This is a genomic window from Pseudomonas sp. B3G-3 (genome assembly GCF_028640915.1).
Classification (GTDB): domain Bacteria; phylum Pseudomonadota; class Gammaproteobacteria; order Pseudomonadales; family Pseudomonadaceae; genus Aquipseudomonas; species Aquipseudomonas chlororaphis_I.
This window is the reverse complement of sequence record NZ_JAQZAB010000111.1, coordinates 145,434-169,124: the sequence shown is the minus strand read 5'-3', so window position 1 is coordinate 169,124 and position 23,691 is coordinate 145,434. Positions and strand designations below refer to the sequence as shown.

The window sequence follows — 23,691 nt, the reverse complement described above, 5'->3', positions numbered from 1 at the left end:
GCGCTTCAGGGTTGCCTCAACATCACATAAGCCTCGCCGCCGCGCCGGTCGTGCATCAGCAGGAAGGTCTGCTTATCGAGGGTGATTTGCGCCGGCAGGTGCTGCGCCACCGGGGTGCTGGAGAACTGCTCGGCCAGCTTGAGAAATTGCGCGGTCAGGGTCTTGTCCCGCTGCGACGGCGTGGTCACCGCGCATTGCTTGCCTTTCTGCACCTGGACCCCAAGGCTGTGGTCTGGCCTGAGTCCCATCCGCGCATAGCCGGCATCGTCCAGCCTGGCGATGCCATAGCCCTTGGCTGCGTTGTCGGCCCCGGCGAAGGAGGGCGCGGACTTCAGGCAGATATCGCGAAAGGCCAGCACGCCTTCGGCAATGGCCGCCGGTTCCTTGTCGATGACTTCGGGCGGGCTGGCGCAGCCGGCCAACAGGGCCAGGGCCAGGCTCAGAGGGCTGAGGATCGTGCGGTTCATCGGACCTCCCAGGCATTCGCGGGGCATGGTTATAGCCTAGCCAAGCTTCTGCCTGCGGGAGGACCTGGGCGACGGGAGCCTTATAGGCGTCGCTGAAAGAAGCGGCTCAGTTGAACCCGACCGACCATCGGTTCAGCGTTTCCGGTTCATGGCGCTGGCTCGGGTCGGTTTCGTAATTGCACTGAGGGCCGCTGCAGGTGTGTTCCAGGGTGATCGGTGCCTTGAACTCCAGGTGGAACTTGCTGGGTTCCGGCTCCGCCGCCGGGCCGGCCGTTGCCTCTGTCAGGGCGGGCGCCGGGTAGCTCAGGTCCAGGCCTTCGGCCTGTGCCGGCAGGGCCAATACACAGAGCATAAGGCTCGCCAGGAGGGTGTTGTCGCTGGACATCATGGGTACCGCGTTTGCACAAAAGGGTTGCCGAGTATAACGAACGCCTCCCCGGAAATTTAAGCCGAAGGCTCTATCACGGGCCTTGTGCGGCAACGGGTCGCGGTTGGCGCCTCGCACCATGAAACATTTGTCATGGGCCGCCGGCGTCGCCAGCCCCTACACTGGCTTTCACCTCCATGGCTCACGGACACCCCCATGACGGCAGCAGCGGCGGCAAGCATCCTCGAAACGATCGAAGGCCAGCGCCTCAATGGCCCGGCGGGCGAACCCTGGCGCGAGTGGGGGCCGTACCTGAGCGAGCGGCAGTGGGGCACGGTGCGCGAGGACTACAGCGCCGATGGCGATGCCTGGGCCTACTTGCCCCATGACCATGCCCGCAGCCGGGCCTACCGCTGGGGTGAGGACGGGCTGGCGGGGTTCTCCGACAAGGCCCAGCACTGGTGCCTGGGGCTGGCCCTGTGGAACGAGCGCGACAGCATTCTCAAGGAGCGCCTGTTCGGCCTGAACAACGCCGAGGGCAATCATGGCGAAGACGTCAAGGAGCTGTATTTCTACCTCGACGGCGTGCCCAGCCATGCCTATATGCGCATGCTCTACAAATACCCGCAGGTGGCTTTTCCCTATGAAGACCTGCTGCAGGAGAACGCCCGGCGCGGCCTGGACGATACCGAGTACGAGATCCTCGACACCGGGGTGTTCGAGGATGATCGCTACTTCGACGTGACGGTGGAATACGCCAAGCACGCGGTCGACGACATCTTCATGCGGGTCACGGTGCACAACCGCTTCCACCAGCCGGCGCGCCTGCGGGTCTTGCCCCAGGTCTGGGCGCGCAACACCTGGAGCTGGGGCGGTGATTCGCGCAAGCCGAGCCTGCGCCTGGAGGGCGAGCAACTGCTGGCCCGGCATCCGCGCTGTTCGCCGATGCAGGTCACGGCCTGGGGGCCGGAGCGCTGCGAGTGGCTGTTCTGCAACAACGAAACCAACTTCCCGAAGCTCGATGGCCTCGCCACGCCCGGCCCGTTCAAGGATGGGATCAACGACTACCTGCTGGGAGGTGTCAGCACCGCCATTGCCCGCGACGGCGGAACCCGTGCTGCCGCCCACTTCACCCTGGAGCTGGCCGGGCTGGAGAGCAAAAGCCTGTACCTGCGTTTTGCTCCGGCCGGTTCGGCCCAGGTCAGCGCCCGGACCCTGTTCGAACAGCGGCGGGCCGAGGCCGACGAGTTCTACGCCGCGCTGCAACAGGGCATCGCCGATGCCGACGCGCGCAATGTCCAGCGCCAGGCCCTGGCCGGGCTGCTGTGGTCCAAGCAACTCTACGATTTCGACGTCAACCGCTGGCTCGACGGCGACCCCGGCCAGCCCCCGCCACCGGCATCCCACGCCCATGTGCGCAACAGCCATTGGCGGCACCTGGCGAACTTCGACATCGTGGCCATGCCCGACACCTGGGAATACCCCTGGTATGCCTCCTGGGACCTGGGTTTCCAGGCGGTGGCCCTGGCCTTGATCGATCCGGGGTTCGCCAAGCACCAACTGTTGCTGCTGGTCAAGGACCGCTTCATGCACCCCAATGGGCAGTTGCCGGCCTACGAATGGCGCTTCGACGACGCCAACCCGCCGGTGCACGCCTGGGCCAGCTGGCGGGTGTACCAGCGGGAAAAAGCCCTGACCGGCCAGGGCGACATGGATTTTCTCGAACGGGTCTTCCACAAGCTGTTGCTGAACTTCTCCTGGTGGGTCAACCGCAAGGATGCCGAAGGGCGCAACCTGTTCCAGGGCGGTTTCCTCGGCCTCGACAATATCGGCCTGTTCGACCGCTCGGCGCCCTTGCCGCCGGGCTACACCCTGGACCAGGCCGACGGCACCGCCTGGGTCGCGGCCTATGCCCTGGACCTGATGCGCATCGCCCTGGAACTGGCCAGGCGCAACCCGGTGTACGTGGATATCGCGGTGAAGTTCTTCGAGCACTTCCTGTACATCGCCGGGGCCATCAACCGGCTGGACGACGGCGACGCAGGGCTGTGGGACGATCAGGACCGGTTCTTCTACGACGTGCTGCATCGTCCCGACGGCGGCAACGAACCGCTGCGCCTGCGCTCCATCGTCGGCCTGATGCCGCTGTTCGCCGTGCAGGTGCTGGAACAGCATGAACACGAATGCCTGCCGGGGCTGCGCGAGCGCTTGCTGGGGTTCATGCACCATCGGCCGGACCTGGCCCGCCTGGTATCGCGCTGGAACGAACCGGGGCAGGGCAATCGCCTGTTGCTCGCGCTGTTGCGCGGCGAGCGCACCAAGGACCTGCTCAAGCGCATGCTCGACGAGGCCGAGTTTCTCTGTGACTTCGGCATTCGCTCACTGTCCAGAAACTTCGCCGAACAACCCTTCGCGTTGCAGGTTGACGGTCACCAACTGTGCGCCCGTTATGCGCCGGCCGATTCCGACTCACGGCTGTACGGCGGCAACTCCAACTGGCGCGGGCTGCTGTGGATGCCGATCAACTACATGCTGATCGAATCGCTGCGCGAGTTTCATCGCTACTACGCCGACAACTTCTCGGTGGAATACCCCAGCGGCTCCGGCTACCTGGCGTCCCTGGAGGAAGTCGCCGACAGCCTGAGCCAGCGCCTGAGCCGCCTGTTCCTGCGCGACGAGGACGGGCGCCGCCCGTCGATGTGCGCCTACGCGCAGTTGCAGGCCGATCCCCGGGACCGGGAGTTGCTGCTGTTTCACGAGTACTTCCACGGCGACACCGGCCGCGGCCTGGGAGCCAGCCACCAGACCGGCTGGACGGCGCTGGTGGCGTTGTTGTTACAGCCTTAGCGGCAACGGGGGAGGGGGCGCTGCCTGGGTTACGGCAGCCTGTTCTTGTGCAACATCGTGGTGACTGTTTTACGGCCGCTACGCGCCCGATCGCAGGCTGCGCCAGCGGCTACAGGGACGATCGGCCGATCAGGCACTCAAGGTATCCGGCTGCGGCACGGCCCAATCCTCGATCAACCGCTGCGGGGTGCAGCAGGTCTTGCGCTTGTAGACGAAACCGGCGCATTTCTCGGCGAAGCCGTGGCGGTTCTGCACCATGTCCAGGTGCATCTGTTCCAGCTCGGCGTTGCGGCAGTGCTGCATCAGTTGCGGGTCGGCGTTGGCCTTGCGCTCGCGCAGGGCCTGGTACTTCGGCTCGGTCAGTACGGCGTTGGCCCGTTGCAGCAGCCACAGGCCGAATTCGTCGGGGCAGCGCGGGCCGACTTCCTGGACCATGCCCATCTGCAGGGCCTGGAAGGCGCTGATCGGCAGGCATTCCTCGGTGAGCTTGTGGGCCATGGCATGGCCGACGGCGCGGGGCAGGCTGTAGGTCCAGTACTCCGAGCCGTACAGGCCCATGCTCTTGTAGTGCGGGTTGTAGACGGTATTGGCCCGGGCCAGCACCACATCGGCCGCCAGTGCCAGCATCAGGCCGCCGGCCCCGGCATTGCCGGTCAGGCCGCTGACCACCAGTTGGCGGGCGCTGAGCAGCTCCTTGCAGACGTCGTCGATGGCCTGGATGTTGTTCCAGGCCTCCAGGCCCGGCACCGGCGCGGCCTGGATCACGTTGAGGTGCACGCCGTTGCAGAACGCGCCACGCCCGCCCTTGAACAGCAACACTTTGGTGTCCCGGGCCTTGGCCCATTGCAGCGCGCTGACCAGGCGCTGGCAGTGCTCGGTGCTCATGGCGCCGTTGTAGAACTCGAAGGTCAGCTCGCCGACGTGGCCCGACTCGCGGTAGCGGATCGGCTGGTAGGCCTCGTCGCTGAACGGTTCGCTGGCGACCGACCAGTCCAGATGAGGCACGCCATCCAGTTGGCCGGCCAGCACATGGCGGGCCGGCAGCTTGAAGTGTTCGGTGCCCGGCCGGGCTTTGCGCTTGAGGGAGCCGATCCACAGGCTACGGTCGCCGCAGGCCACCAGCACCGCATCGTCGTGCACCGCCAGCAGTTCGCCGGGGATGCCGCTGCGGCTATCCAGGTGCGCGTCATACAGGTAGTACTGCCCGCCGGCGAGGCTGGCCAGGACTCCGGGCTGGCCGTCGGCGGCGTCGATGCAACGCTTGATGAAGATGGCGCTGTCGTGCCAGCTGAAGCTGCGGTCGTCCTGTTTCATGTTCGGTTGCAGGCGGCCGCGCACTTGCGGCTGGCTGTAGTCCAGCGGTGTCGGGACGAAGTCGCTGCCGAATTTTTCCACCACATCGCGGATGCAGTAGATCGCCGCGTCGGCCACCGGCCCGTTGTACAGCTCGGACTTGCGCACCTGCGCCGGCATCTTGAATTCCCAGGTGGACCAGACCGGCCCGGCATCCATTTCTTCCACCGCCTGCAGGGCGGTGACGCCCCAGCGCTCGAGGTTGTTGCTGATGGCCCAGTCCAGGGCGCTGGCGCCGCGGTCGCCGACGATGCCCGGGTGAATGATGATCACCGGACGCGTCGGGTGGCGCCACAGTTGCTCGGGCACCCGGTCCTTGAGGAAGGGACAGATCACCAGGTCGGCGTCGGCCTGTTCGATCTGCCGGCAGACTTCGTCTTCATGGGTGAACAGCACCACGCTGGGGCGATGGCCGGACTGGCGCAGGTCCAGCCAGGCGCGCTGGGTGAGACCGTTGAAGGCGGTGGACAGCAGAATGATCTTCAGCGATTGCATAACGACTCTTCCTTGAAGGTGAAGCGGGGCCGGCCGTTCCGAAAGCCGTCCCTGGCCGATGGAGGCGCCAGAGTAGAGAGGAGCTTTGGGAGTACTGCTGACCGAGATCAATCAAGTGCGTCGTGCGGCGCGGCGAGTCGCTGGATTACATATATTCGTTAGTTAGTTTTGGTAGATTTTTAATTGCTTCCAAATGGATTCAGGCCTGTTGCACATCTTCGATGTGCTGGAGCGGTACTGCTGAAACGACGAATCCCGCCAGAAGGCGGGATTCGTGGGCAAACAAGGGCTTCCCTGGGGAAGCGCTGGCTTAGGCCGGGAACAGTTCGCTGAGCTTCATCGCCAGCATCATGTCGCCTTCGGCGCGCAGCTTTCCGCCCATGAAGGCCTGCATGCCGTCGGTTTCGCCGCTGACGATGCCTTGCAGGGTTTCGCCGTCCATTACCAGCGTGACCTGGGCGTCCGGGTTCTCGCCTTCCTTGAGCTCGCAGGTGCTGTCTTTGACGATCAGCGAGAAGTTCTTGGTGTCATCGATGCGGAAACCGAAAACCAGGTCCAGGCCGGCAGCGGCAGCTGGGTTGAACTTGGCTTTCATGGCTTGTACGGCGTCGGCTACGGAGGTCATGGTTCGATCCTTTTATGGGTTGTTACAGCAAGGGTCACAGTGATCCGGACTCAGCGGAAAGTGATGAGTTCCGGGGCCTTCAGCAGCTGCAGGTGGGCATGGCTGTTGAAGGAAGCCAGGGCGACCTCGCGACCGCGAAACTTCAGCAGGTTGAGCGAGGTATTGACGATTTGCCAATTCAGTTCGAAGGCCTGGGCGGCAGGCATCCGGGTAATCAGGTGGAGCAGGGCGGTGATGGTGCCGCCGGAGGTGAACACGGCGATTTTCTGGGTGTTGTCGGCCTGTTCCAGAATCCGCTGCAGGCCGGCCTGCACCCGCTCGACGAATCCCAGCCAGCTTTCCAGCCCCGGTGGATCGTAGGTGCCGGCCAGCCAGCGGTCGATGATCAGGGCGAAGATTCTTTGGAATTCGGCGCGGTTCTGCGCGGCGTTGCGCAGGATGTCCAGGGCGTCGGGCTCCTCGGACAACATGGCGGGCAGCAAGGCACGGATCACCGCGTCGGCATCGAATTCGTTGAACGCCGAATCGGTTTCCAGGATCGGCGTGGGCAGGCCCGCGGCGCTGAACTGTTGCAGGGTGGAGTTGGCGGTGTGTTGCTGGCGGCGCAGGTCGCCAGCCAGGCAGCGGTCGAAGTTCACCCCCAGTTCGACCAGGTGTTGACCGAGCACTTCGGCCTGGCGCACACCCGTGGTCGAAAGGACGTCGTAGTCGTCCGCACCGAAGGAGGCCTGGCCATGTCGAATCAGATAGATGCTGCCCACGTCCGCGTCATCCCGGTACGTTGAAAGTTTTGCGAGGTTATGAGGATGCCGGTGAGCTGTCAATGAAAAAACATACGCTTGTTTGAAATGCTCGTTAGAGCTCGGTAACAGGAGGTTTCGCGACTGGCCGACGCCTGGCTGCGCCGGTATGCTGGAGCCATTCCGCCACGTGTTGGCAGTGATGCACGTCTTTAAGGAGTCCCTGTGGAGTTTCTCTCCGAGTACGCCAGTTTCCTGGCCAAAACCGTCACCCTGGTCATCGCCATCCTGGTGGTGCTGATCACCGCTGCCTCGCTGCGCAGCAAAGGCCGGCGCAAGGGCGCCGGGCAGTTGCATGTGAGCAAGCTCAACGATTTCTACAAAGGTCTGCGCGAGCGTCTGGAGCAGAGCCTGCTCGACAAGGACCAGCTCAAGGCCCTGCGCAAGTCCGAGGCCAAGGCCGAGAAAAAACACAAGAAGCAGCACGAGGAAAAACCGCGGGTGTTCGTGCTGGATTTCAGCGGCGACATCAAGGCTTCGGCCACCGAGGGGCTGCGCCACGAAATCACCGCGCTGCTGAGCCTGGCCACGCCCAAGGACGAAGTGGTGTTGCGCCTGGAAAGCGCCGGTGGCATGGTGCACAGCTACGGGCTGGCTTCGTCGCAACTGGCGCGGATTCGCCAGGCCGGCGTGCCGTTGACGGTGTGCATCGACAAGGTCGCGGCCAGCGGCGGCTACATGATGGCGTGCATCGGCGAGAAGATCATCAGCGCGCCGTTCGCCATCCTCGGCTCGATCGGCGTGGTGGCGCAGCTGCCGAACGTCAACCGCCTGCTGAAAAAGCACGACATCGACTTTGAAGTGCTGACCGCCGGCGAGTACAAGCGCACCCTGACCGTGTTTGGCGAAAACACCGAAAAGGGCCGGGAGAAGTTCCAGGAAGACCTGGACGTCACCCATCAGCTGTTCAAGAACTTCGTTTCCCGTTACCGGCCGCAACTGGTCATCGACGAGGTGGCCACCGGTGAAGTCTGGCTGGGTGTCGCGGCGCAGGAGAAAAAGCTGGTCGACGAGCTGAAGACCAGTGACGAATACCTGGCCGAACGCGCCAAGAGCGCCGAGCTGTTCCACCTGCATTACGCCGAGCGCAAGAGCCTGCAGGAGCGGGTCGGGCTGGCGGCCAGCGGTTCTATCGACCGTGTGCTGCTGACCTGGTGGAGCCGCCTGACCCAGCAGCGTTTCTGGTAAGGCCGTTGCGGCCTCCTGTAGGAGCGAGCTTGCTCGCGATGGAGGTTGCAGCACCACGTTTCTCTGGAGTTCGTGTTGTCTTGAGGTTTATCGCGAGCAAGCTCGCTCCTACAGGGGCGGGCAGCGCGTTAAAGATGGCAGACACAAAAAAGCCCTGAACCGGTTTCCCGGTCCAGGGCTTTTTGTTGGCGCGGCGTTTAGCGGCGACGGAACAGCGGCAGCGGTTCGTCGGTGGCGGCCTGGTAGGTCACGGAGAAGTCCTTGAGGCTTTCCAGGGCTTCGTACGGGTCCTTGTCGGCGCGCAGGGCGTAGGCGTCGAACCCGCAGCGGCGCAGGTAGAACAGCTGGTCGCGCAAGATGTCGCCGATTGCCCGCAGCTCGCCCTTGAAGCCGTAACGGTCACGCAGCAGGCGGGCGTTGGAGTAGTTGCGGCCGTCGGTGAAGGCCGGGAAGTTCAGGGCGATGACCTGGAAGTGCTGCACGTCATCGCCGATCTCTTCGGCTTCTTCATCGCTGTCCAGCCACACGCCCAGGCCGCCGTCGCGGGCCTTGAGGGCATGAGCGTGCTCGCGCCACAGGGCCAGCGGCACGATCAGGTCGTCGCAGTTGGAAATGCCGTCGAGGGTCGCGTCCTTGGGCAGCAGGTGCCAGGTTTCGTCGATGACCTCGTTGTTCTTAATTATTCGCTGCATAGACGCGCTCCTTGAAGAGGTCGATGCCAATACGTTGGTAGGTGTCGATGAAGCGCTCGTCTTCGGTACGTTGTTCCACGTACACGTCGATCAGCTTCGAGATCACGTCGGGCATGTCGTCCTGGGCGAAGGACGGGCCGAGGATCTTGCCCAGGCTGGCGTCGCGGCTGGCGCTACCACCCAGGGAAACCTGATAGAACTCTTCGCCTTTCTTGTCCACGCCGAGGATGCCGATGTGGCCCACGTGGTGGTGGCCGCAGGCGTTCATGCAGCCGGAAATGTTCAGGTCCAGCTCGCCGATGTCGAACAGGTAGTCCAGGTCGTCGAAACGGCGCTGGATGGATTCGGCGATCGGGATCGACTTGGCGTTGGCCAGGGAGCAGAAATCACCGCCCGGGCAGCAGATGATGTCGGTCAGCAGGCCGATGTTCGGCGTGGCGAAACCTTGCTCGCGCAGCTCGCCCCACAGGGTGAACAGCTGGCTCTGCTCGACGTCGGCGAGAATCACGTTCTGCTCGTGGGAGGTGCGCAGCTGGCCGAAGCTGTAGCGGTCGGCCAGGTCGGCGATGCCGTCCAGTTGCTTGTCGGTGACGTCGCCCGGGGCTACGCCGGTGGGTTTCAGCGACAGGGTCACGGCGACATAACCCGGCTTCTTGTGGGCCAGGGTGTTGCGCGTGCGCCAGCGGGCGAAGCCCGGATATTGTTTGTCGAGCTCGGCCAGTTCGGCGTCCTGGTTGACCAGTGCCTTGTAGTCCGGATCGACGAAGTGCTTGGCCACCCGATGCACTTCGGCTTCGGTCAGGGTGGTCTGGCCGCCGCGCAGGAAGGTCATTTCCGCTTCGACTTTCTCGGCGAACACCTCTGGGGTCAGGGCCTTGACCAGGATCTTGATCCGCGCCTTGTACTTGTTGTCGCGCCGGCCGTAGCGGTTGTAGACCCGCAGGATGGCGTCGAGGTAGCTCAACAGGTCCTGCCACGGCAGGAACTCGTTGATGAAGGCGCCAACCACCGGGGTCCGGCCCAGGCCGCCACCGACCAGGACCCGGAAGCCCAGCTCGCCAGCGGCGTTGTGCACCGGCTCCAGGCCGATGTCGTGGACTTCGATGGCCGCGCGGTCTGAGGTCGAACCGTTGATGGCGATCTTGAACTTGCGCGGCAGGTAGGCGAACTCAGGGTGGAAGGTGGTCCACTGACGGACGATTTCACACCAGGGGCGCGGGTCGATCAGCTCATCGGCGGCGACGCCGGCGAACTGGTCGGTGGTGACGTTGCGCAGGCAGTTGCCGCTGGTCTGGATGGCGTGCATCTGCACGGTCGCCAGCTCAGCCAGGATGTCCGGGATGTCTTCCAGCGCCGGCCAGTTGAACTGCACGTTCTGCCGGGTACTGATGTGGGCGTAGCCCTTGTCGTAGTCGCGAGCGATCCTGGCCATCATCCGTGCTTGGCGCGAAGTCAGCTGGCCATAAGGCACCGCCACCCGCAGCATCGGGGCAAAACGTTGGATATAGAGGCCATTCTGCAGGCGCAGAGGGCGGAATTCTTCTTCGCTCAGCTCGCCTGCCAGATAGCGCCGGGTCTGATCACGGAACTGCTTGACGCGGTCCTCGATGATCCGCTGATCGTACTCGTCGTATACGTACATATAGATCCTGTTCTCAGGCTTATCAGGTGACGCAGAGGCGGATGTCACCCAAGAAATTCTGCGCGCACGGCCGCGCACTCCCAACGGAGCCGGGCGAAGATACCAGTTTGCAGTTATGCGCAAAAGTGATGTTTGAGTATATGCAAAGAACCAAAACGACTAACGGTATCCGGCCGGCTCAAACCCACATTTGTGGTGAGGGCAATCCTCGACTTAACTGTGCTCGAGTCTTTGTGCAGTCACCGATAAAACCGACAAGAGGCGATGCTATGAGCAATCCAACCAAGGCAAGGAAAAGCGACAGCGCTGTCGATGCTTGGGCCATTCTCTTTCTGATCATTCTGGTCGTGGGAACGGCGGTGTTCTGGGTCAGTCATCAATAGTTGCGGTCGAGCGACGAACAGAGTCCGAATTGTCTGTAGGAAATGACGATTTGCCGACATTGGCCAGTATTTTGCCAGTTATACTGCAGGGCAATATTCCGGGACTCTGGTCGCAATGTTCAAGGCGTTTGATAAGTGTCTGCTGCTGGTGCTGCTTGTACTGAGTCCAGCGTTCTGGGCCATGGCCCATGCCTCCTCGGTGGTGTTTTTGAACCCGGGCCATTCCACTGAAACCTTCTGGGTCGGTTATTCACAGTTCATGCAGGCCGCGGCCAACGACCTCGGCCTGGATCTGCGCGTGCGTTATTCGCAGCGCGATTCGCAAACCACTATCCGCCAGGCCCGGGAAGCCCTGCAGGGCCCGGACCGGCCGGATTACCTGGTGGTGGTCAACGAGCAATATGTCGCACCGGAGATCCTGCGCTTGTCCCAGGGCAGCGGGGTGAAGCTGTTCGTCGTCAATAACGCGCTGACCAGCGATCAGCAACGCTTGCTGGGCGATCGCCAGAGTCGTTATCCCGACTGGATCGGCAGCATGATCGCCAACGACGAGGAAGCTGGCTACCTGATGCTCAAGGAGCTGATCCGTCGTCACGGTCCGTTAGCCCCAGGGCAGTACATCGACCTGCTGGCGTTCTCGGGAGTGAAGAACACCCCGGTGGCGCAATCCCGTGAGCAGGGTCTGCAACGAGCGCTGGCCGAGCATCCCGAGGTGCGGCTACGGCAGCTGGTGTATGGCGAGTGGAATCGCCAGCGTGCGTTTGAGCAGGCCCAGCAGTTGCTCAAGCGCTATCCGCAGACGCAATTGATCTGGTCGGCCAACGACGAGATGGCCCTGGGGGCGATGGAGGCGCTGGAACAGCAGGGGCGGCGACCGGGCAAGGAGGTGCTGTTCAGTGCCCTGAACAGCTCGCCACAGGCCTTGCAGGCGTTGATCGACGGACGCCTGACGGCGCTGATCGCCGGGCATTTCACCCTGGGGGGCTGGGCGATGGTGGTGCTCAACGATGATGCCCGGGGGCTGAACCCTGCGGCCTATGGTGGCCCGAGCTGGCAGCTGGATGTGTTCCAGCTATTGGACAAGGTCCAGGCGCAGCGCTTGCTGGATCTACAGGGTTCGCAGCAATACGGTGTGGACTTTCGCGGGTTGTCGGCCGAGGGCAAGCCGGCCGGCTACCGTTATCCCTTCTCGCTGAATCTGTTGTTGCACTGACAGGCGTTCAAAGCCCCGCCAGGTGCACGACCAGCTTGACGATACCGAACAGGGTCAAGGCAAACACCGCAGTGAACAGAATGCCCAGGATCACGAAATGGCTGGGCTTGCCGTGGGTAAAGTCGCGCTTGCGGTTCTTGCCGCTCTGTACGCCAAAGGCGGCAGCGGCGACGCTTTGCAGCATCTGCCAAAGGGTCGGCGGCTTGTTGTTGATGGGGTCGTCCATAAATCCCTCGACACAAGTGAGTGTAGGGAAAGCATAGACAATTTTCGCGTAGCTCCTGCCCATACACCCTGTAGGAGCGAGCTTGCTCGCGATCAAAACGTCAAGACAACGCGATTCTTCAGATTCACCGCGTTATCGTTGGCGTTCATCGCGAGCAAGCTCGCTCCTACAGTGGGGGCGCGTAGCTGTTAGTTGTCGTAGCCCAGGTTCGGCGCCAGCCAGCGCTCGGTCACGGCCAGGTCCTGGCCTTTGCGCGCGCTGTAGCTGTTGACCTGGTCCTTGTCGATCTTGCCCACGGCGAAGTACTGCGCCTGCGGATGGGCGAAGTACCAGCCGCTGACCGCCGCCGCCGGGAACATGGCGAAGTGTTCGGTGAGGAAAACGCCGCTGCGCCCGGCCTTGCCTTCGGATGCCTCGGGGTCGAGCAGGGCGAACAGGGTGCTCTTCTCGGTATGGTCCGGGCAGGCCGGATAACCCGGGGCAGGGCGGATACCGCTGTACTGCTCCTTGATCAGCGCCTCGTTGTCCAGCTGTTCGTCCTTGGCGTAGCCCCAGTAGTCTTTGCGCACCTGCTGGTGCAGCCACTCGGCGCAAGCCTCGGCCAGGCGGTCGGCCAGGGCCTTGACCATGATCGAGTTGTAGTCGTCGCCCTTGTCCTGATAGGCCTTGGCCACTTCTTCGGCGCCGATGCCGGCGGTGGTGATGAAGCCACCGACGTAGTCGGTCACGCCGCTGTCCTTGGGCGCGACGAAGTCGGCCAGGGAGAAGTTCGGCTTGCCGTCGGTCTTGATGGTCTGCTGGCGCAGGTGGTGCAGCCTGGCCAAGGGCTGGCCGTCGTCGCCATAGACTTCCAGGTCGTCGTCCTGCACCTGGTTGGCCGGCCAGAAGCCGAACACCGCGCGGGCGCTGATCAGCTTCTCGTCGATCAGCTTGTCGAGCATTTCCCGGGCGTCCTTGTACAGCGCGGTGGCGGCTTCACCCACCACCTCGTCCTGAAGGATGCGCGGGAACTTGCCGGCCAGATCCCAGGAGATGAAGAACGGCGTCCAGTCGATGTATTCGGCCAGGACCCGCAGGTCGATATTGTCCAGCACCTTGGCCCCGGTGAAGGTCGGCACGGTCGGCTGGTAGCTGCTCCAGTCGAACTGCGGCTTCTTGGCCACGGCCGCCGGGTAGCTCAGGCGCTCGGTGCGGGCGCTGCGATTGGCGGTGCGCTCGCGGACTTCCACGTACTCTTCGCGGGTGCGCTCGACGAAACCGGCCTTGAGCTCCTTGGACAGCAGCTGGGTGGCCACGCCCACGGCGCGCGAGGCGTCGGTGACGTAGACCACCGCGTCATTGCTGTACTTGGGCTCGATCTTCACCGCCGTGTGCGCCTTGGAGGTGGTGGCGCCACCGATCATCAGCGGCAGGTGGAAGTCCTGGCGCTGCATTTCCCGGGCGACGTGGACCATCTCGTCGAGCGACGGGGTGATCAGGCCGGACAGGCCAATGATGTCGCACTTCTGTTCCTTGGCCACCTGCAGGATCTTCTCTGCCGGCACCATCACGCCGAGGTCGACGATGTCGTAGCCGTTACAGCCCAGGACCACGCCGACGATGTTCTTGCCGATGTCGTGCACGTCGCCCTTGACCGTGGCCATGAGGATCTTGCCCTTGGCTTGCGGCTTGTCGCCTTTTTCCAGCTCGATAAAGGGAATCAGGTGAGCCACCGCCTGCTTCATCACCCGGGCGGACTTCACCACCTGGGGCAGGAACATTTTGCCGGCGCCGAACAGGTCGCCGACGATGTTCATGCCGGCCATCAGCGGGCCTTCGATGACTTCGATCGGGCGGGCGAAGGACAGCCGCGACTCTTCGGTGTCTTCGACGATATGGGTGGTGATGCCCTTGACCAGGGCGTGTTCCAGGCGCTTGTTGACGTCCCAGTTGCGCCACTCTTCGGTCTCGGCTTCCTTGACGCTGCCGTCGCCCTTGTACTTGTCGGCGATGGCGAGGAGGGCGTCGGTGCCTTCCGGGGTGCGGTTGAGGATCACGTCCTCCACGGCGTCGCGCAGCTCCTGCGGGATCTGGTCGTAGATCTCCAGCTGGCCGGCGTTGACGATACCCATGGTCAGGCCGTTGCGGATCGCATACAGCAGGAACACCGAGTGGATCGCCTCGCGCACCGGGTTGTTGCCGCGGAAGGAGAACGACACGTTGGACACCCCGCCGGAACTCAGCGCGTAGGGCAACTCGTCGCGGATGTAGGCGCAGGCGTTGATGAAGTCCACCGCGTAGTTGTTGTGCTCCTCGATGCCGGTGGCCACGGCGAAGATGTTCGGGTCGAAGATGATGTCTTCCGGCGGGAAGCCGACGTCGTTGACCAGGATGTCGTAGGAGCGTTTGCAGATTTCCTTCTTGCGCGCCTCGGTGTCGGCCTGGCCGGCTTCGTCGAAGGCCATCACCACCACGGCGGCGCCGTAGCGCTTGCACAGCTTGGCGTGATGAATGAACTGCTCGACGCCTTCCTTCATGCTGATGGAGTTGACGATGCCCTTGCCCTGGATGCACTTGAGGCCGGCTTCGATCACTTCCCACTTGGAGGAGTCGATCATGATCGGCACGCGCGAGATGTCCGGCTCGCCGGCGATCAGGTTGAGGAAGGTCACCATGGCCTTCTTCGAGTCCAGCATGCCTTCGTCCATGTTGATGTCGATCACCTGGGCGCCGGCTTCGACCTGCTGCAGGGCGACTTCCAGGGCCTCGGTGTAGTTCTCTTCACGGATCAGGCGGGCGAACTTGGCGGAACCGGTGATGTTGGTGCGCTCGCCGACGTTGACGAACAACGACTGGCGATCGATGGTGAACGGCTCCAGGCCCGACAGGCGGCAGGCCTTGGGGATGTCCGGGATCTGCCGCGGCGCATAACCAGCGACGGCCTTGGCGATGGCCTCGATATGCCCCGGGGTGGTGCCGCAGCAGCCGCCGACGATGTTCAGGAAGCCGCTCTGGGCGAATTCTTCGATGACCTTGGCGGTTTGTACCGGCAGTTCGTCGTACTCGCCGAATTCGTTGGGCAGGCCGGCGTTGGGGTGCGCGGAGACGTGGGTGCTGGCCTTATTCGACAGCTCTTCCAGGTAGGGGCGCAGTTCGCTGGCGCCGAGGGCGCAGTTCAGGCCGACGGAGATCGGCTTGGCGTGGGCCACCGAGTTCCAGAAGGCTTCGGTAGTCTGCCCGGACAGGGTGCGGCCCGAGGCATCGGTGATGGTGCCGGAGATCATGATCGGCAGTTCCAGGCCCAGCTCTTCGAACACGCCCTGCACGGCGAAGATCGCCGCCTTGGCGTTGAGAGTGTCGAAGATGGTCTCGATCAGGATCAGGTCGGCGCCGCCCTCGATCAGGCCCTTGGTGGCCTCGGTATAGTTCTCCACCAGTTCGTCGAAGGTGACGTTGCGGTAGCCGGGGTTGTTGACGTCCGGCGACAGCGAGCAGGTGCGGCTGGTCGGGCCCAGGACGCCGGCGACGAAGCGCGGCTTGTCCGGGGTTTCCAGGGTCTTGGCATCGGCGACCTTGCGCGCCAGGCGCGCGCCTTCGACGTTGAGCTCGTAGACCAGCGCTTCCATGCCGTAGTCGGCCATGGAAATCTGCGTGGCGTTGAAGGTGTTGGTTTCGAGGATGTCGGCGCCGGCATCCAGGTAGGCCTTCTCGATGCCGCCGATCACGTCCGGACGGGTCAGCACCAGCAGGTCGTTGTTGCCCTTGACGTCGCTCGGCCAGTCGGCGAAGCGTTTGCCACGGTAGTCCTGCTCCTCGAGCTTGTAGCTCTGGATCATGGTGCCCATGCCGCCGTCGAGAATCAGGATGCGCTCTTTGAGGGCTTGCTGAAGGGCTTGGAGGCGCGTGCTGCGATCGGACATGAAAGACTACCTGGAAGGGCCATTACGAAGGGCGAGGATCATAGCAAACCTGTGCGCTTTTAGAGCATGCGGCGGTTTTGCATGAATATCGCTCATGTTGGTGGCGGTGCTGGCCCGGTAGAATCGCCGGATTTTCTTATGGATTGGACCAGGGATATGTCTTACCGCGTTGTCATCGGCAGTGTGCTGCTGCTTTTAAGTTCGTTCGCCAGCGCCCAGGGTCCCGCGCCAGCGATCTCCTACACCCGCGATATCCAGCCGATCTTCACCGAGAAATGCGTGGCCTGCCATGCCTGCTACGACTCGGCCTGCCAGCTCAACCTGGGCAGCGGCGAGGGCGCGGCCCGCGGCGCCTCGAAGATCCCGGTGTACGACGGCGAACGCAGCAAGGCACAGACGCCGACCCGCTTGTTCTATGACGCTTCCGGCAAGCACGCCTGGCAGGGTATGGGCTTCTACTCGGTGCTCGATGCCCAGGGCAGCCAGGCGGCGCTGATGGCGCGCATGCTCGAGCTGGGCCACAAGACGCCGTTGCAACCCAACGCCAAGCTGCCGGAGGACATTGTCCTGGGCCTGAACCGCGAGAACATGTGCGCGCAACCGGCCGAATTCGATGGTTATGCCAAGGCCCATCCGCGCGAAGGCATGCCGCTGGCGGTGACCGGCCTGACCGATCAGCAATACCAGACCCTGCAACGCTGGCTGGCCTCCGGGGCGCCGATCGACGAACAGGGCCTGGCGCCGAGCGCCAAGGAAGCGATGCAGGTGCTGCAGTGGGAAAACCTGCTCAATGCCCCGGGCGCCCGGGAAAGCCTGGTGGCCCGCTGGCTGTTCGAGCACTGGTTCCTCGCTCACATCTATTTCGAGGGCGGCGAGCCGGGGCATTTCTTCCAGTGGGTGCGCTCGCGCACGCCGAGTGGCCAGCCGATCGACCTGATCAACACCCGCCGACCCAACGACGACCCGGGCACCCAGGTGTATTACCGCCTGTGGCCGGTGCAAGGGGTGATCGTGCACAAGACCCACATCACCTACCCGCTGAGCGCGGCGAAGATGGCGCGGGTCAAGACCCTGTTCTACAGCGGCGATTATCAGGTCAGCGCGCTGCCGGGTTATGGCCCGGGCCGCCGCGCCAACCCGTTCGAGACCTTCGAGGCGATTCCGGCCAAGGCCCGCTACCAGTTCATGCTGGATAACGCCGAGTACTTCGTGCGCACCTTTATCCGCGGCCCGGTGTGCCGCGGGCAGATCGCCACCGATGTGATCCGCGACAACTTCTGGGCGCTGTTCCAGGCCCCGGAACACGACCTCTACATCACCGACCCGGCCTACCGCGGCCAGGCCACGCCGCTGCTGGCCATGCCTGGGCAGAACGATGACGTCGGCAGCGTGCTGAGCCTGTGGCTGGCCTACCGCGACAAACGCAACGAATACGAGATCCTGCGCCGCGACTCCTACGCCAATGCCCCGGCGCCGAGCTGGTCGACCCTGTGGGCGGGCAACGACAACGCGCTGCTGAGCATCTTCCGCCACTTCGACAGCGCCTCGGTGACCAAGGGGCTGATCGGCGAGGTGCCGCAGACCATGTGGCTGTTCGACTACCCGCTGCTGGAGCGCACCTACTACCAGCTGGCGGTCAACTTCGACGTGTTCGGCAATGTCTCGCACCAGGCGCAGACCCGGCTGTACTTCGACCTGATCCGCAACGGCGCCGAGCAGAACTTCCTGCGCCTGATGCCCGCCGGCACCCGCGAGGACTTCCTCGACGATTGGTACCAGAACAGCGGCAAATTCAAGATGTGGCTGGACTACGAGTCCATCGACGACAACAAGGCCAGTGCCCTGGTCCTGGACGAGAAGGACCCGAAACGCGACTTCGCCAATCAGTTGCTGAGTCGTTACGGCGACCTCAATGCGCGGCCCGATCCGATCAACCGCTGCGACGGCGCCTACTGCTCCCGGCCGAACATCGACCCGGCGCTGCAGAATGCCGAACAGGCCCTCAGCGGCCTGGTTTCGCGGCCGGCGGCCGGCATGCGGGTCATCGACCTGTTGCCGGAGGCCACCATGCTGCGCATCCAGGCGCCGAGCGGCAAGCGGGTGTTCTACAGCATGCTGCGCAACCGTGCCCACAGTAACGTGGCGTTCCTGCTGGGCGAGTCGCTGCGCTACCAGCCGGGCCTGGACACCCTGACCATCTACCCGGGCGTGCTCAGCAGCTACCCGAACTTCATGTTCAATATTCCTGCCGAGCAAGTGCCGGCGTTCGTGGCCGAGATGGAAAACGCCAAGGACGCCCATCGTTTCGAGAAAATCGTCGAGCGCTGGGGGATCCGTCGCAGCCATCCGCAGTTCTGGCAGTACTTCCATGACCAGACCCAATACATCCTGGAAACCGATCCGAAAGAGGCGGGCGTACTGGACATGAACCGCTACGAGAACCTCTGAGGGCGCCAAGCCCTTGAAATTCCGGGTCGGAGCCCTCAGGTTCCGGCCCGGCCCACCCCGCAAGAGCCTTGCAAAAAAATCCCAGGCGTTGCGTTGACCACGCAGCGCGGGCCTATCGACCAAGGTCTATCCCGACAAAAATACTAGGACTTTGTCCGGCACGCCGATTGGCGTAAACTGCGCCCACGCCTGCGAGGAATTTCCATGACCGCTATTACCATTACCGACGCCGCCCACGATTATCTGGCTGATCTGCTCTCCAAGCAGAACACCCCGGGCATTGGCATCCGCATCTTTATCACCCAGCCAGGGACTCAGTACGCCGAGACCTGCATCGCCTATTGCAAGCCGGGTGAAGAAAAACCCGAAGACAAAGCCCTGGGGCTGAAGAGCTTCACCGCCTACATCGACGCCTTCAGCGAAGGTTTCCTCGATGACGCGGTCGTCGACTACGCCACCGACCGCATGGGCGGCCAGCTGACCATCAAGGCGCCCAACGCCAAGGTACCGATGGTCAACGCCGACAGCCCGATCAACGAGCGCATCAACTACTACCTGCAAACCGAGATCAACCCGGGGCTGGCCAGCCACGGCGGCCAGGTCAGCCTGATCGATGTGGTCGAGGACGGCATCGCCGTGCTGCAGTTCGGTGGTGGTTGCCAAGGCTGCGGCCAGGCCGACGTGACCTTGAAGGAAGGCATCGAGCGCACCCTGCTCGAGCGCATTCCCGAGCTCAAGGGTGTACGTGACGTCACCGACCACACGCAGAAAGAAAACGCCTACTACTAAGGCGTTCGCTGCGAACAAAAAAACGGCGCCCCGTGAGCGCCGTTTTTTTATGCCCGGATGTATGTGGCCCCAGTTGCTCCGCGGCGCCTGGATCGCGGGCAAGCTTCGCTCCTACAGAGGAATGCGCATGCTTTTGTAGGAGCGAGCTTGCTCGCGATAAGGCCTCAAGGCCGATACAAATGCGCATGCCCCGCGCGATACAGCGACGACTCGCTGAAACTGTCCGTGGCCAGCACCCGGCCCACCAGGATCAACGCCGTGCGCCGAAACCCCTTGGCCTGGACCTTTTCGGCAATGTCCGCCAGCGTGCCCAGCACCCAGTCCTGATCCGGCCAGGTCGCCCGGTGTACCACCGCAATCGGGCAGTCGGCGCCGTAATGGGGCAGCAGCTCGGCGACGATTTTCTGCAGATGGTTGACCCCCAGGTGTACTGCCATGGTGGTGCCGTGGGCGGCCAGGCTGGCGAATGACTCACCGGCGGGCATCGAGGTCTTGTCGGCATAACGGGTCAGGATCACGCTCTGGGCGACGTCCGGCAGGGTCAGTTCGGCCCCCAGCAAGGCCGCGCAGGCCGCGGTGGCGGTCACGCCGGGGATGATTTCGAAGGGGATGCCCAGCTCGCGCAGGCAGCGAATCTGTTCGCCGATGGCACCGTACAGGCTCGGGTCGCCGGAATGCACCCGGGCCACGTCCTGGCCTTTGGCATGGGCGTCCTTGATCAATTCGATGATCTGTTCCAGATGCAATTCGGCGCTGTTGACCAGCTGTTCGGCACTATGACCCTGGAGCACGGCTTCGGGCACCAGGGAGCCGGCATAGATGATGACCGGGCAGCTGTGGATCAGCCGTTGGCCCTTGACGGTGATCAGTTCCGGGTCGCCGGGACCTGCGCCGATAAAAAAGACGGTCATGGCGTTCTCCTGTGAAAAAAGGGGCGAGGCAACCTCACAGATGAAGATTGCTCATGATCAGCGGCGGGGATTATCGAAGATTTACCCGGAGCAGGCCAAGGCGAGGGTCGCCTGGGCATATTTCTGCCGCGTGACCAGCAGCTTTGCCGGGCTTCGGGCCAGCTGTTCGGCCAGGGCCAGGGCGGCACTTTCGGCGACCCCGTAGCAGCCGGTGTGCTCGTAGGCGATCTCTGAACGATGGCTGAGTTGCGGCGCATAAGGCGTCAACTGGCGGCTGCTGAAACAGGTCAGGGGCAGGCCCAGTTGCGCGGCCAGGGCTAGCAGCCCGGGTTCCTCGCGTTTCAGGTCGATGCTGGCCAGCGCCTTGATCTGCCCGAGGTCGATGCGGTGGGCGCTCAGGGTCTGGTCGAGCAGGGCACGCAAGGTCTCCACCGGGCAGCCCCGCTGGCAGCCCAGGCCGACCACCAGGGTCGGCGCTGTGCTGGCAGCCGTCATGCCGAGTACTGATCGTCGCTCTTGCGGCGGAACAGCCAGGCGCTGATCAGGCCCAGGGCCAGCCAGAACGCGGCGTTGGTCAGTTGCGAAGCGATCTTGAACTGCGCTTCCAGTGCTTGCGGCGCGAGCATCGAATGCACTTCCGGCTGTGGCGCGCCGATGAGGTGCGGCACGGCGAGGATGGCCACGCCCAGCACTTTCAGCAACCAGTGGCGCGCGAAGACGACCAGGGCAATGCCGACCGCGGTGGAGGCGGCGGTGCCGACCCACCAGATCTGCCGTTGCCCCAGGTCCGCGGCGGCGGTGCCCGGCAGTTCGGGCGGCAGGCCGAGGGTCGGCGCCAGGCAGAAGGTGGCATAACCGGCCAGGCCCCAGAGCAGGCCCTGGGAAGTACGGTTCGGCGCACGCAGGGTGTAGAGGCCGGCGAGCATCAGGGCGAAGCCCACGGCGACCACCAGGTTGCCGCCAGTGGTGGACAGCACGCGCTGCCAGCCGTCCTCCGGCTCCCAGGCTTCGGCGTCATGGCTGTGGGCGGCGGTGCCGGCGGCGTGTTCATGCACGTCTTCGTGCTGGGCGGCCGGGGCCTTCTCGTAGGTTTCCGCCTCCAGGATCAGCGGCGCGACCCAAAAGCTTTGCAGCAGGGTCAGCAACAGGGCCGCCAGCAACCCGGTGAACCCCGCGGTTTGCGCGATACGCTTGATCATCTCGGCAGGTCTCAGTGGCAAGGGAAGGCGGCGCTGTGACGGGTATCGTGGGCGGCGTTGTGCACCGCTTCGATATGGGAGAAGCCGGCGAAATACACAAGACACGCGCCGAGAATCGAGGCGCCGATGGCGGCGACCAGGCGTTGGCTCAGGGTGGCGGTGCTGCTGGTGGAGTGGCTGGTGCTGCTGATGATCGACATGGCGCTTCCCTCTGGTGTGTCAGCGGGTGAATCGAGCGCAGCAAGACCCCGCGAGACGGGCTCGCGGGGAATTAACAGCGCCCGCCCACCGCGGGTTTGTTATGACTGTGTAGCGGGCCGGTCTCCGGGCTCGCGAGGGGCGGGGCTTGCGCCACGCCTGCAAGAATCGCCTTCCCATGCCGGACTGCTGGCACAGTGGATCTGATTCTTCGCTCGCTTACCGTTGCGGGGGCAGCACCGGACTGATCAAGGCTGTTGGCCTGTGACGCACCGGTTTCCCGTTTCACCCTGTGAAGGGCACCCGTAACAAGTTGTGTAGGAGAGCATGGGCGAGGGAGGGGCGTCAATTGGCAAGGGTTCTCGTTTTCGATCGCGATTGGCCTGTCTTCGCGCCGCATGAAGATTGACCGCCCCCCAAGCTCTGCGTAGCCTTGCGCTCTCGAGGTTCTTCGGCGTCTGCCGAAGCTAGGTTCTGTACGAAAAGTCGGCGAGCGAAGGTCAGGCAAGGCAAAAACAGGCGAGGAAGCGGAGTGTAGGGGCCTACATGAGCATTCCGAGCCTGTTTTTAACGCAGCATGGCCGAGCGCAGCCACTTGTCGTACAGAACCTAAGAAGGGAACGCGGTCCAAGCCGCGGCTGCCCCCGCAACTGTAAACGGTGATGAACGATGCAAGGCCACTGCCAGGCGGCGGGAAGGCGCATCGTTCGCCAGTCCAATGACCGGCGCACCGCCAGCCAGGAGACCTGCCTCGGACTCGATTCTCACTACAACCGGGCGGGGTGATCCGGTGGCGAACTCTTCCGTGCACCTGCCTGCGCGGTTCTCGTCCCGTATGCCCGCCACCTTGCCAAAGGGCATCCGATGAAAACACTGGCCAAACTTCCCGTCACCATCGTTACCGGCTTCCTCGGCTCGGGCAAAACCACTTTGCTGCGGCATATGCTGGACAACGCCCAGGGCCGCCGCATCGCGGTGATCGTCAACGAGTTCGGCGAGCTGGGCATTGACGGCGAGATCCTCAAGCAGTGCGCCATCGGTTGTACCGAGGAAGAGGCCAGCGGCCGCGTCTACGAGCTGGCCAACGGCTGCCTGTGCTGCACCGTGCAGGAAGAGTTCTTCCCGGTGATGCGCGAGTTGGTGGCCCGTCGCGGCGACCTCGACCATATCCTCATCGAAACCTCCGGCCTGGCCCTGCCCAAACCTTTGGTCCAGGCTTTCCAGTGGCCGGAAATCCGCAGCGCCTGCACCGTCGACGCAGTGATCACCGTGGTCGACAGCCCGGCCGTGGCCGCCGGCACCTTCGCTGCCTTCCCGGACCAGGTGGACGCCCAGCGCAAGCTCGACCCAAACCTCGACCACGAGTCGCCGCTGCACGAGCTGTTCGCCGACCAACTGTCCAGCGCCGACCTGGTGATCCTCAACAAGGCCGACCTGATCAGCCCGGAAGGCCTGGCCAAGGTGCGGCTGGAAGTCGCCGAGGAACTACCGCCGGCGGTGAAAGTCATCGAAGCCAGCAGCGGTCGCCTGCCGCTGGACGTGCTGCTGGGCCTGGGCAAGGGTTCGGAAGAACACATCGACGGCCGCCACAGCCACCACGATCACCACCATAACGGTGACGCTGCTGTTGAGGGGGAGCATGACGACCACGATCACGACGCCTTCGATTCCATCTCCATCGAGCTGCCACAGGCCGACGAAAGCCTGCTGCTGGACGCCCTGACCCAACTGGTGGTGCAGCACGGCATCCTGCGGGTCAAGGGTTTCGCGGCGATCCCCAACAAGCCGATGCGCCTGTTGATCCAGGGTGTGGGCACGCGCTTCGACAAGCACTTCGACCGCCAGTGGGGCGCCGATGAAGCCCGCACCACGCGCCTGGTGCTGATCGGCCAGGAACTGGACGCGACCCTGCTCGAAGCGCAATTGCGCGCCGCGCTCAGCGTGTAAGC

The 23,691-nt window shown here is 63.7% G+C and carries 19 protein-coding genes and 2 riboswitches; of the genes, 6 read left to right on the top strand and 13 right to left on the bottom strand.

Going from position 1 to position 23,691, the window contains the following annotated elements; translation table 11 throughout:
* Positions 1-5 precede the first annotated feature (5 nt).
* Together PVZ80_RS19555 and PVZ80_RS19550 are read right to left on the bottom strand one after the other, a co-directional pair.
* Positions 6-467, bottom strand: a complete 462-nt coding sequence (locus PVZ80_RS19555) for a hypothetical protein (RefSeq protein ID WP_273864419.1) — start codon at positions 465-467, stop codon at positions 6-8.
* Positions 468-573: 106 nt separating this feature from the next.
* Positions 574-852, bottom strand: coding sequence for a hypothetical protein (locus PVZ80_RS19550; protein ID WP_273864418.1), 279 nt, complete (start codon positions 850-852; stop codon positions 574-576).
* Positions 853-1,050: 198 nt separating this feature from the next.
* Between PVZ80_RS19550 and PVZ80_RS19545 the strand changes: the two genes are divergently transcribed.
* On the top strand, positions 1,051-3,681 hold the full coding sequence (locus PVZ80_RS19545) for an MGH1-like glycoside hydrolase domain-containing protein (protein ID WP_273864417.1): 2,631 nt from the start codon (positions 1,051-1,053) through the stop codon (positions 3,679-3,681).
* Between the two features lie 129 nt (positions 3,682-3,810).
* Here PVZ80_RS19545 and PVZ80_RS19540 read toward each other — a convergent pair whose 3' ends face one another.
* From PVZ80_RS19540 to PVZ80_RS19530, 3 genes are all read right to left on the bottom strand, one after another.
* The gene (locus PVZ80_RS19540; RefSeq protein WP_273864416.1) at positions 3,811-5,529 is read right to left on the bottom strand and encodes a hydrogenase maturation protein; all 1,719 of its coding nucleotides are present in this window, start codon (positions 5,527-5,529) and stop codon (positions 3,811-3,813) included.
* 310 nt (positions 5,530-5,839) lie between these two features.
* Positions 5,840-6,154 (bottom strand): SCP2 sterol-binding domain-containing protein, encoded by a 315-nt coding sequence (locus PVZ80_RS19535; RefSeq protein ID WP_007921837.1) that lies wholly within the window; start codon positions 6,152-6,154, stop codon positions 5,840-5,842.
* A gap of 50 nt (positions 6,155-6,204) precedes the next feature.
* Positions 6,205-6,915 carry a histidine phosphatase family protein gene (locus PVZ80_RS19530; protein ID WP_016705361.1) on the bottom strand — a complete coding sequence of 237 codons (711 nt, stop codon included), beginning with the start codon at positions 6,913-6,915 and terminating at the stop codon, positions 6,205-6,207.
* A gap of 204 nt (positions 6,916-7,119) precedes the next feature.
* Between PVZ80_RS19530 and sohB the strand changes: the two genes are divergently transcribed.
* Positions 7,120-8,142, top strand: coding sequence for a protease SohB (gene sohB / locus PVZ80_RS19525; protein WP_016705360.1), 1,023 nt, complete (start codon positions 7,120-7,122; stop codon positions 8,140-8,142).
* A gap of 197 nt (positions 8,143-8,339) precedes the next feature.
* Here the strand turns inward: sohB and PVZ80_RS19520 are convergent, their stop codons facing one another.
* Positions 8,340-8,834: a DUF934 domain-containing protein gene (locus PVZ80_RS19520; RefSeq protein ID WP_009049671.1), complete on the bottom strand. Its 495-nt coding sequence runs from the start codon at positions 8,832-8,834 to the stop codon at positions 8,340-8,342.
* Positions 8,818-10,476 (bottom strand): nitrite/sulfite reductase, encoded by a 1,659-nt coding sequence (locus PVZ80_RS19515; protein WP_009049670.1) that lies wholly within the window; start codon positions 10,474-10,476, stop codon positions 8,818-8,820. Before PVZ80_RS19515 ends, PVZ80_RS19520 begins: the two co-directional genes overlap by 17 nt.
* A 498-nt stretch (positions 10,477-10,974) precedes the next feature.
* Between PVZ80_RS19515 and PVZ80_RS19510 the strand changes: the two genes are divergently transcribed.
* Positions 10,975-12,072, top strand: coding sequence for an ABC transporter substrate-binding protein (locus tag PVZ80_RS19510; protein WP_273864415.1), 1,098 nt, complete (start codon positions 10,975-10,977; stop codon positions 12,070-12,072).
* Positions 12,073-12,079: 7 nt separating this feature from the next.
* Here the strand turns inward: PVZ80_RS19510 and PVZ80_RS19505 are convergent, their stop codons facing one another.
* Both PVZ80_RS19505 and metH read right to left on the bottom strand, forming a co-directional pair.
* On the bottom strand, positions 12,080-12,298 hold the full coding sequence (locus tag PVZ80_RS19505) for a DUF2970 domain-containing protein (RefSeq protein ID WP_009049668.1): 219 nt from the start codon (positions 12,296-12,298) through the stop codon (positions 12,080-12,082).
* A gap of 188 nt (positions 12,299-12,486) precedes the next feature.
* Entirely contained in the window at positions 12,487-16,197 is a 3,711-nt protein-coding gene (metH, locus tag PVZ80_RS19500) for a methionine synthase (RefSeq protein ID WP_101282781.1), read from the bottom strand.
* Positions 16,198-16,353: 156 nt separating this feature from the next.
* Here metH and PVZ80_RS19495 point away from each other — a divergent pair, with 156 nt between their 5' ends.
* Both PVZ80_RS19495 and nfuA read left to right on the top strand, forming a co-directional pair.
* The gene (locus tag PVZ80_RS19495) at positions 16,354-18,645 is read left to right on the top strand and encodes a fatty acid cis/trans isomerase (protein WP_273864414.1); all 2,292 of its coding nucleotides are present in this window, start codon (positions 16,354-16,356) and stop codon (positions 18,643-18,645) included.
* A gap of 204 nt (positions 18,646-18,849) precedes the next feature.
* Positions 18,850-19,434 (top strand): Fe-S biogenesis protein NfuA, encoded by a 585-nt coding sequence (gene nfuA, locus PVZ80_RS19490; RefSeq protein ID WP_009049665.1) that lies wholly within the window; start codon positions 18,850-18,852, stop codon positions 19,432-19,434.
* Between the two features lie 164 nt (positions 19,435-19,598).
* Here nfuA and cobM read toward each other — a convergent pair whose 3' ends face one another.
* The 4 genes from cobM to PVZ80_RS19470 form a co-directional block, all read right to left on the bottom strand.
* Positions 19,599-20,345 carry a precorrin-4 C(11)-methyltransferase gene (gene cobM, locus PVZ80_RS19485; RefSeq protein ID WP_016705356.1) on the bottom strand — a complete coding sequence of 249 codons (747 nt, stop codon included), beginning with the start codon at positions 20,343-20,345 and terminating at the stop codon, positions 19,599-19,601.
* Between the two features lie 81 nt (positions 20,346-20,426).
* Complete coding sequence (locus PVZ80_RS19480; protein WP_257373369.1) at positions 20,427-20,840, bottom strand: cobalamin biosynthesis protein; 414 nt, start codon at positions 20,838-20,840, stop codon at positions 20,427-20,429.
* Positions 20,837-21,544, bottom strand: a complete 708-nt coding sequence (locus tag PVZ80_RS19475) for a CbtA family protein (RefSeq protein ID WP_028682873.1) — start codon at positions 21,542-21,544, stop codon at positions 20,837-20,839. Before PVZ80_RS19475 ends, PVZ80_RS19480 begins: the two co-directional genes overlap by 4 nt.
* 11 nt (positions 21,545-21,555) lie before the next feature.
* On the bottom strand, positions 21,556-21,744 hold the full coding sequence (locus PVZ80_RS19470; protein ID WP_009049661.1) for a CbtB domain-containing protein: 189 nt from the start codon (positions 21,742-21,744) through the stop codon (positions 21,556-21,558).
* A gap of 98 nt (positions 21,745-21,842) precedes the next feature.
* Positions 21,843-22,064: riboswitch (cobalamin riboswitch) on the bottom strand.
* A 245-nt stretch (positions 22,065-22,309) separates the two neighbouring features.
* A riboswitch (cobalamin riboswitch) is annotated at positions 22,310-22,510 on the top strand.
* A 96-nt stretch (positions 22,511-22,606) separates the two neighbouring features.
* On the opposite strand from PVZ80_RS19470, the gene cobW reads away from it, so the two are divergent.
* Positions 22,607-23,689, top strand: a complete 1,083-nt coding sequence (cobW, locus tag PVZ80_RS19465) for a cobalamin biosynthesis protein CobW (protein WP_273864413.1) — start codon at positions 22,607-22,609, stop codon at positions 23,687-23,689.
* Positions 23,690-23,691: the final 2 nt, after the last annotated feature.

Coding starts and splice junctions, on each gene's coding strand:
- PVZ80_RS19555 (WP_273864419.1), bottom strand. CDS start 467: ATGAACCGCACGATCCTCAGCCCTCTGAGCCTGGCCCTGGCCCTGTTG.
- PVZ80_RS19495 (WP_273864414.1), top strand. CDS start 16,354: ATGTCTTACCGCGTTGTCATCGGCAGTGTGCTGCTGCTTTTAAGTTCG.
- PVZ80_RS19520 (WP_009049671.1), bottom strand. CDS start 8,834: ATGCAGCGAATAATTAAGAACAACGAGGTCATCGACGAAACCTGGCAC.
- PVZ80_RS19470 (WP_009049661.1), bottom strand. CDS start 21,744: ATGTCGATCATCAGCAGCACCAGCCACTCCACCAGCAGCACCGCCACC.
- PVZ80_RS19550 (WP_273864418.1), bottom strand. CDS start 852: ATGTCCAGCGACAACACCCTCCTGGCGAGCCTTATGCTCTGTGTATTG.
- PVZ80_RS19535 (WP_007921837.1), bottom strand. CDS start 6,154: ATGACCTCCGTAGCCGACGCCGTACAAGCCATGAAAGCCAAGTTCAAC.
- PVZ80_RS19480 (WP_257373369.1), bottom strand. CDS start 20,840: ATGACGGCTGCCAGCACAGCGCCGACCCTGGTGGTCGGCCTGGGCTGC.
- PVZ80_RS19540 (WP_273864416.1), bottom strand. CDS start 5,529: ATGCAATCGCTGAAGATCATTCTGCTGTCCACCGCCTTCAACGGTCTC.
- PVZ80_RS19545 (WP_273864417.1), top strand. CDS start 1,051: ATGACGGCAGCAGCGGCGGCAAGCATCCTCGAAACGATCGAAGGCCAG.
- cobM (WP_016705356.1), bottom strand. CDS start 20,345: ATGACCGTCTTTTTTATCGGCGCAGGTCCCGGCGACCCGGAACTGATC.
- PVZ80_RS19475 (WP_028682873.1), bottom strand. CDS start 21,544: ATGATCAAGCGTATCGCGCAAACCGCGGGGTTCACCGGGTTGCTGGCG.
- metH (WP_101282781.1), bottom strand. CDS start 16,197: ATGTCCGATCGCAGCACGCGCCTCCAAGCCCTTCAGCAAGCCCTCAAA.
- PVZ80_RS19505 (WP_009049668.1), bottom strand. CDS start 12,298: ATGGACGACCCCATCAACAACAAGCCGCCGACCCTTTGGCAGATGCTG.
- cobW (WP_273864413.1), top strand. CDS start 22,607: ATGAAAACACTGGCCAAACTTCCCGTCACCATCGTTACCGGCTTCCTC.
- PVZ80_RS19515 (WP_009049670.1), bottom strand. CDS start 10,476: ATGTACGTATACGACGAGTACGATCAGCGGATCATCGAGGACCGCGTC.
- PVZ80_RS19510 (WP_273864415.1), top strand. CDS start 10,975: ATGTTCAAGGCGTTTGATAAGTGTCTGCTGCTGGTGCTGCTTGTACTG.
- nfuA (WP_009049665.1), top strand. CDS start 18,850: ATGACCGCTATTACCATTACCGACGCCGCCCACGATTATCTGGCTGAT.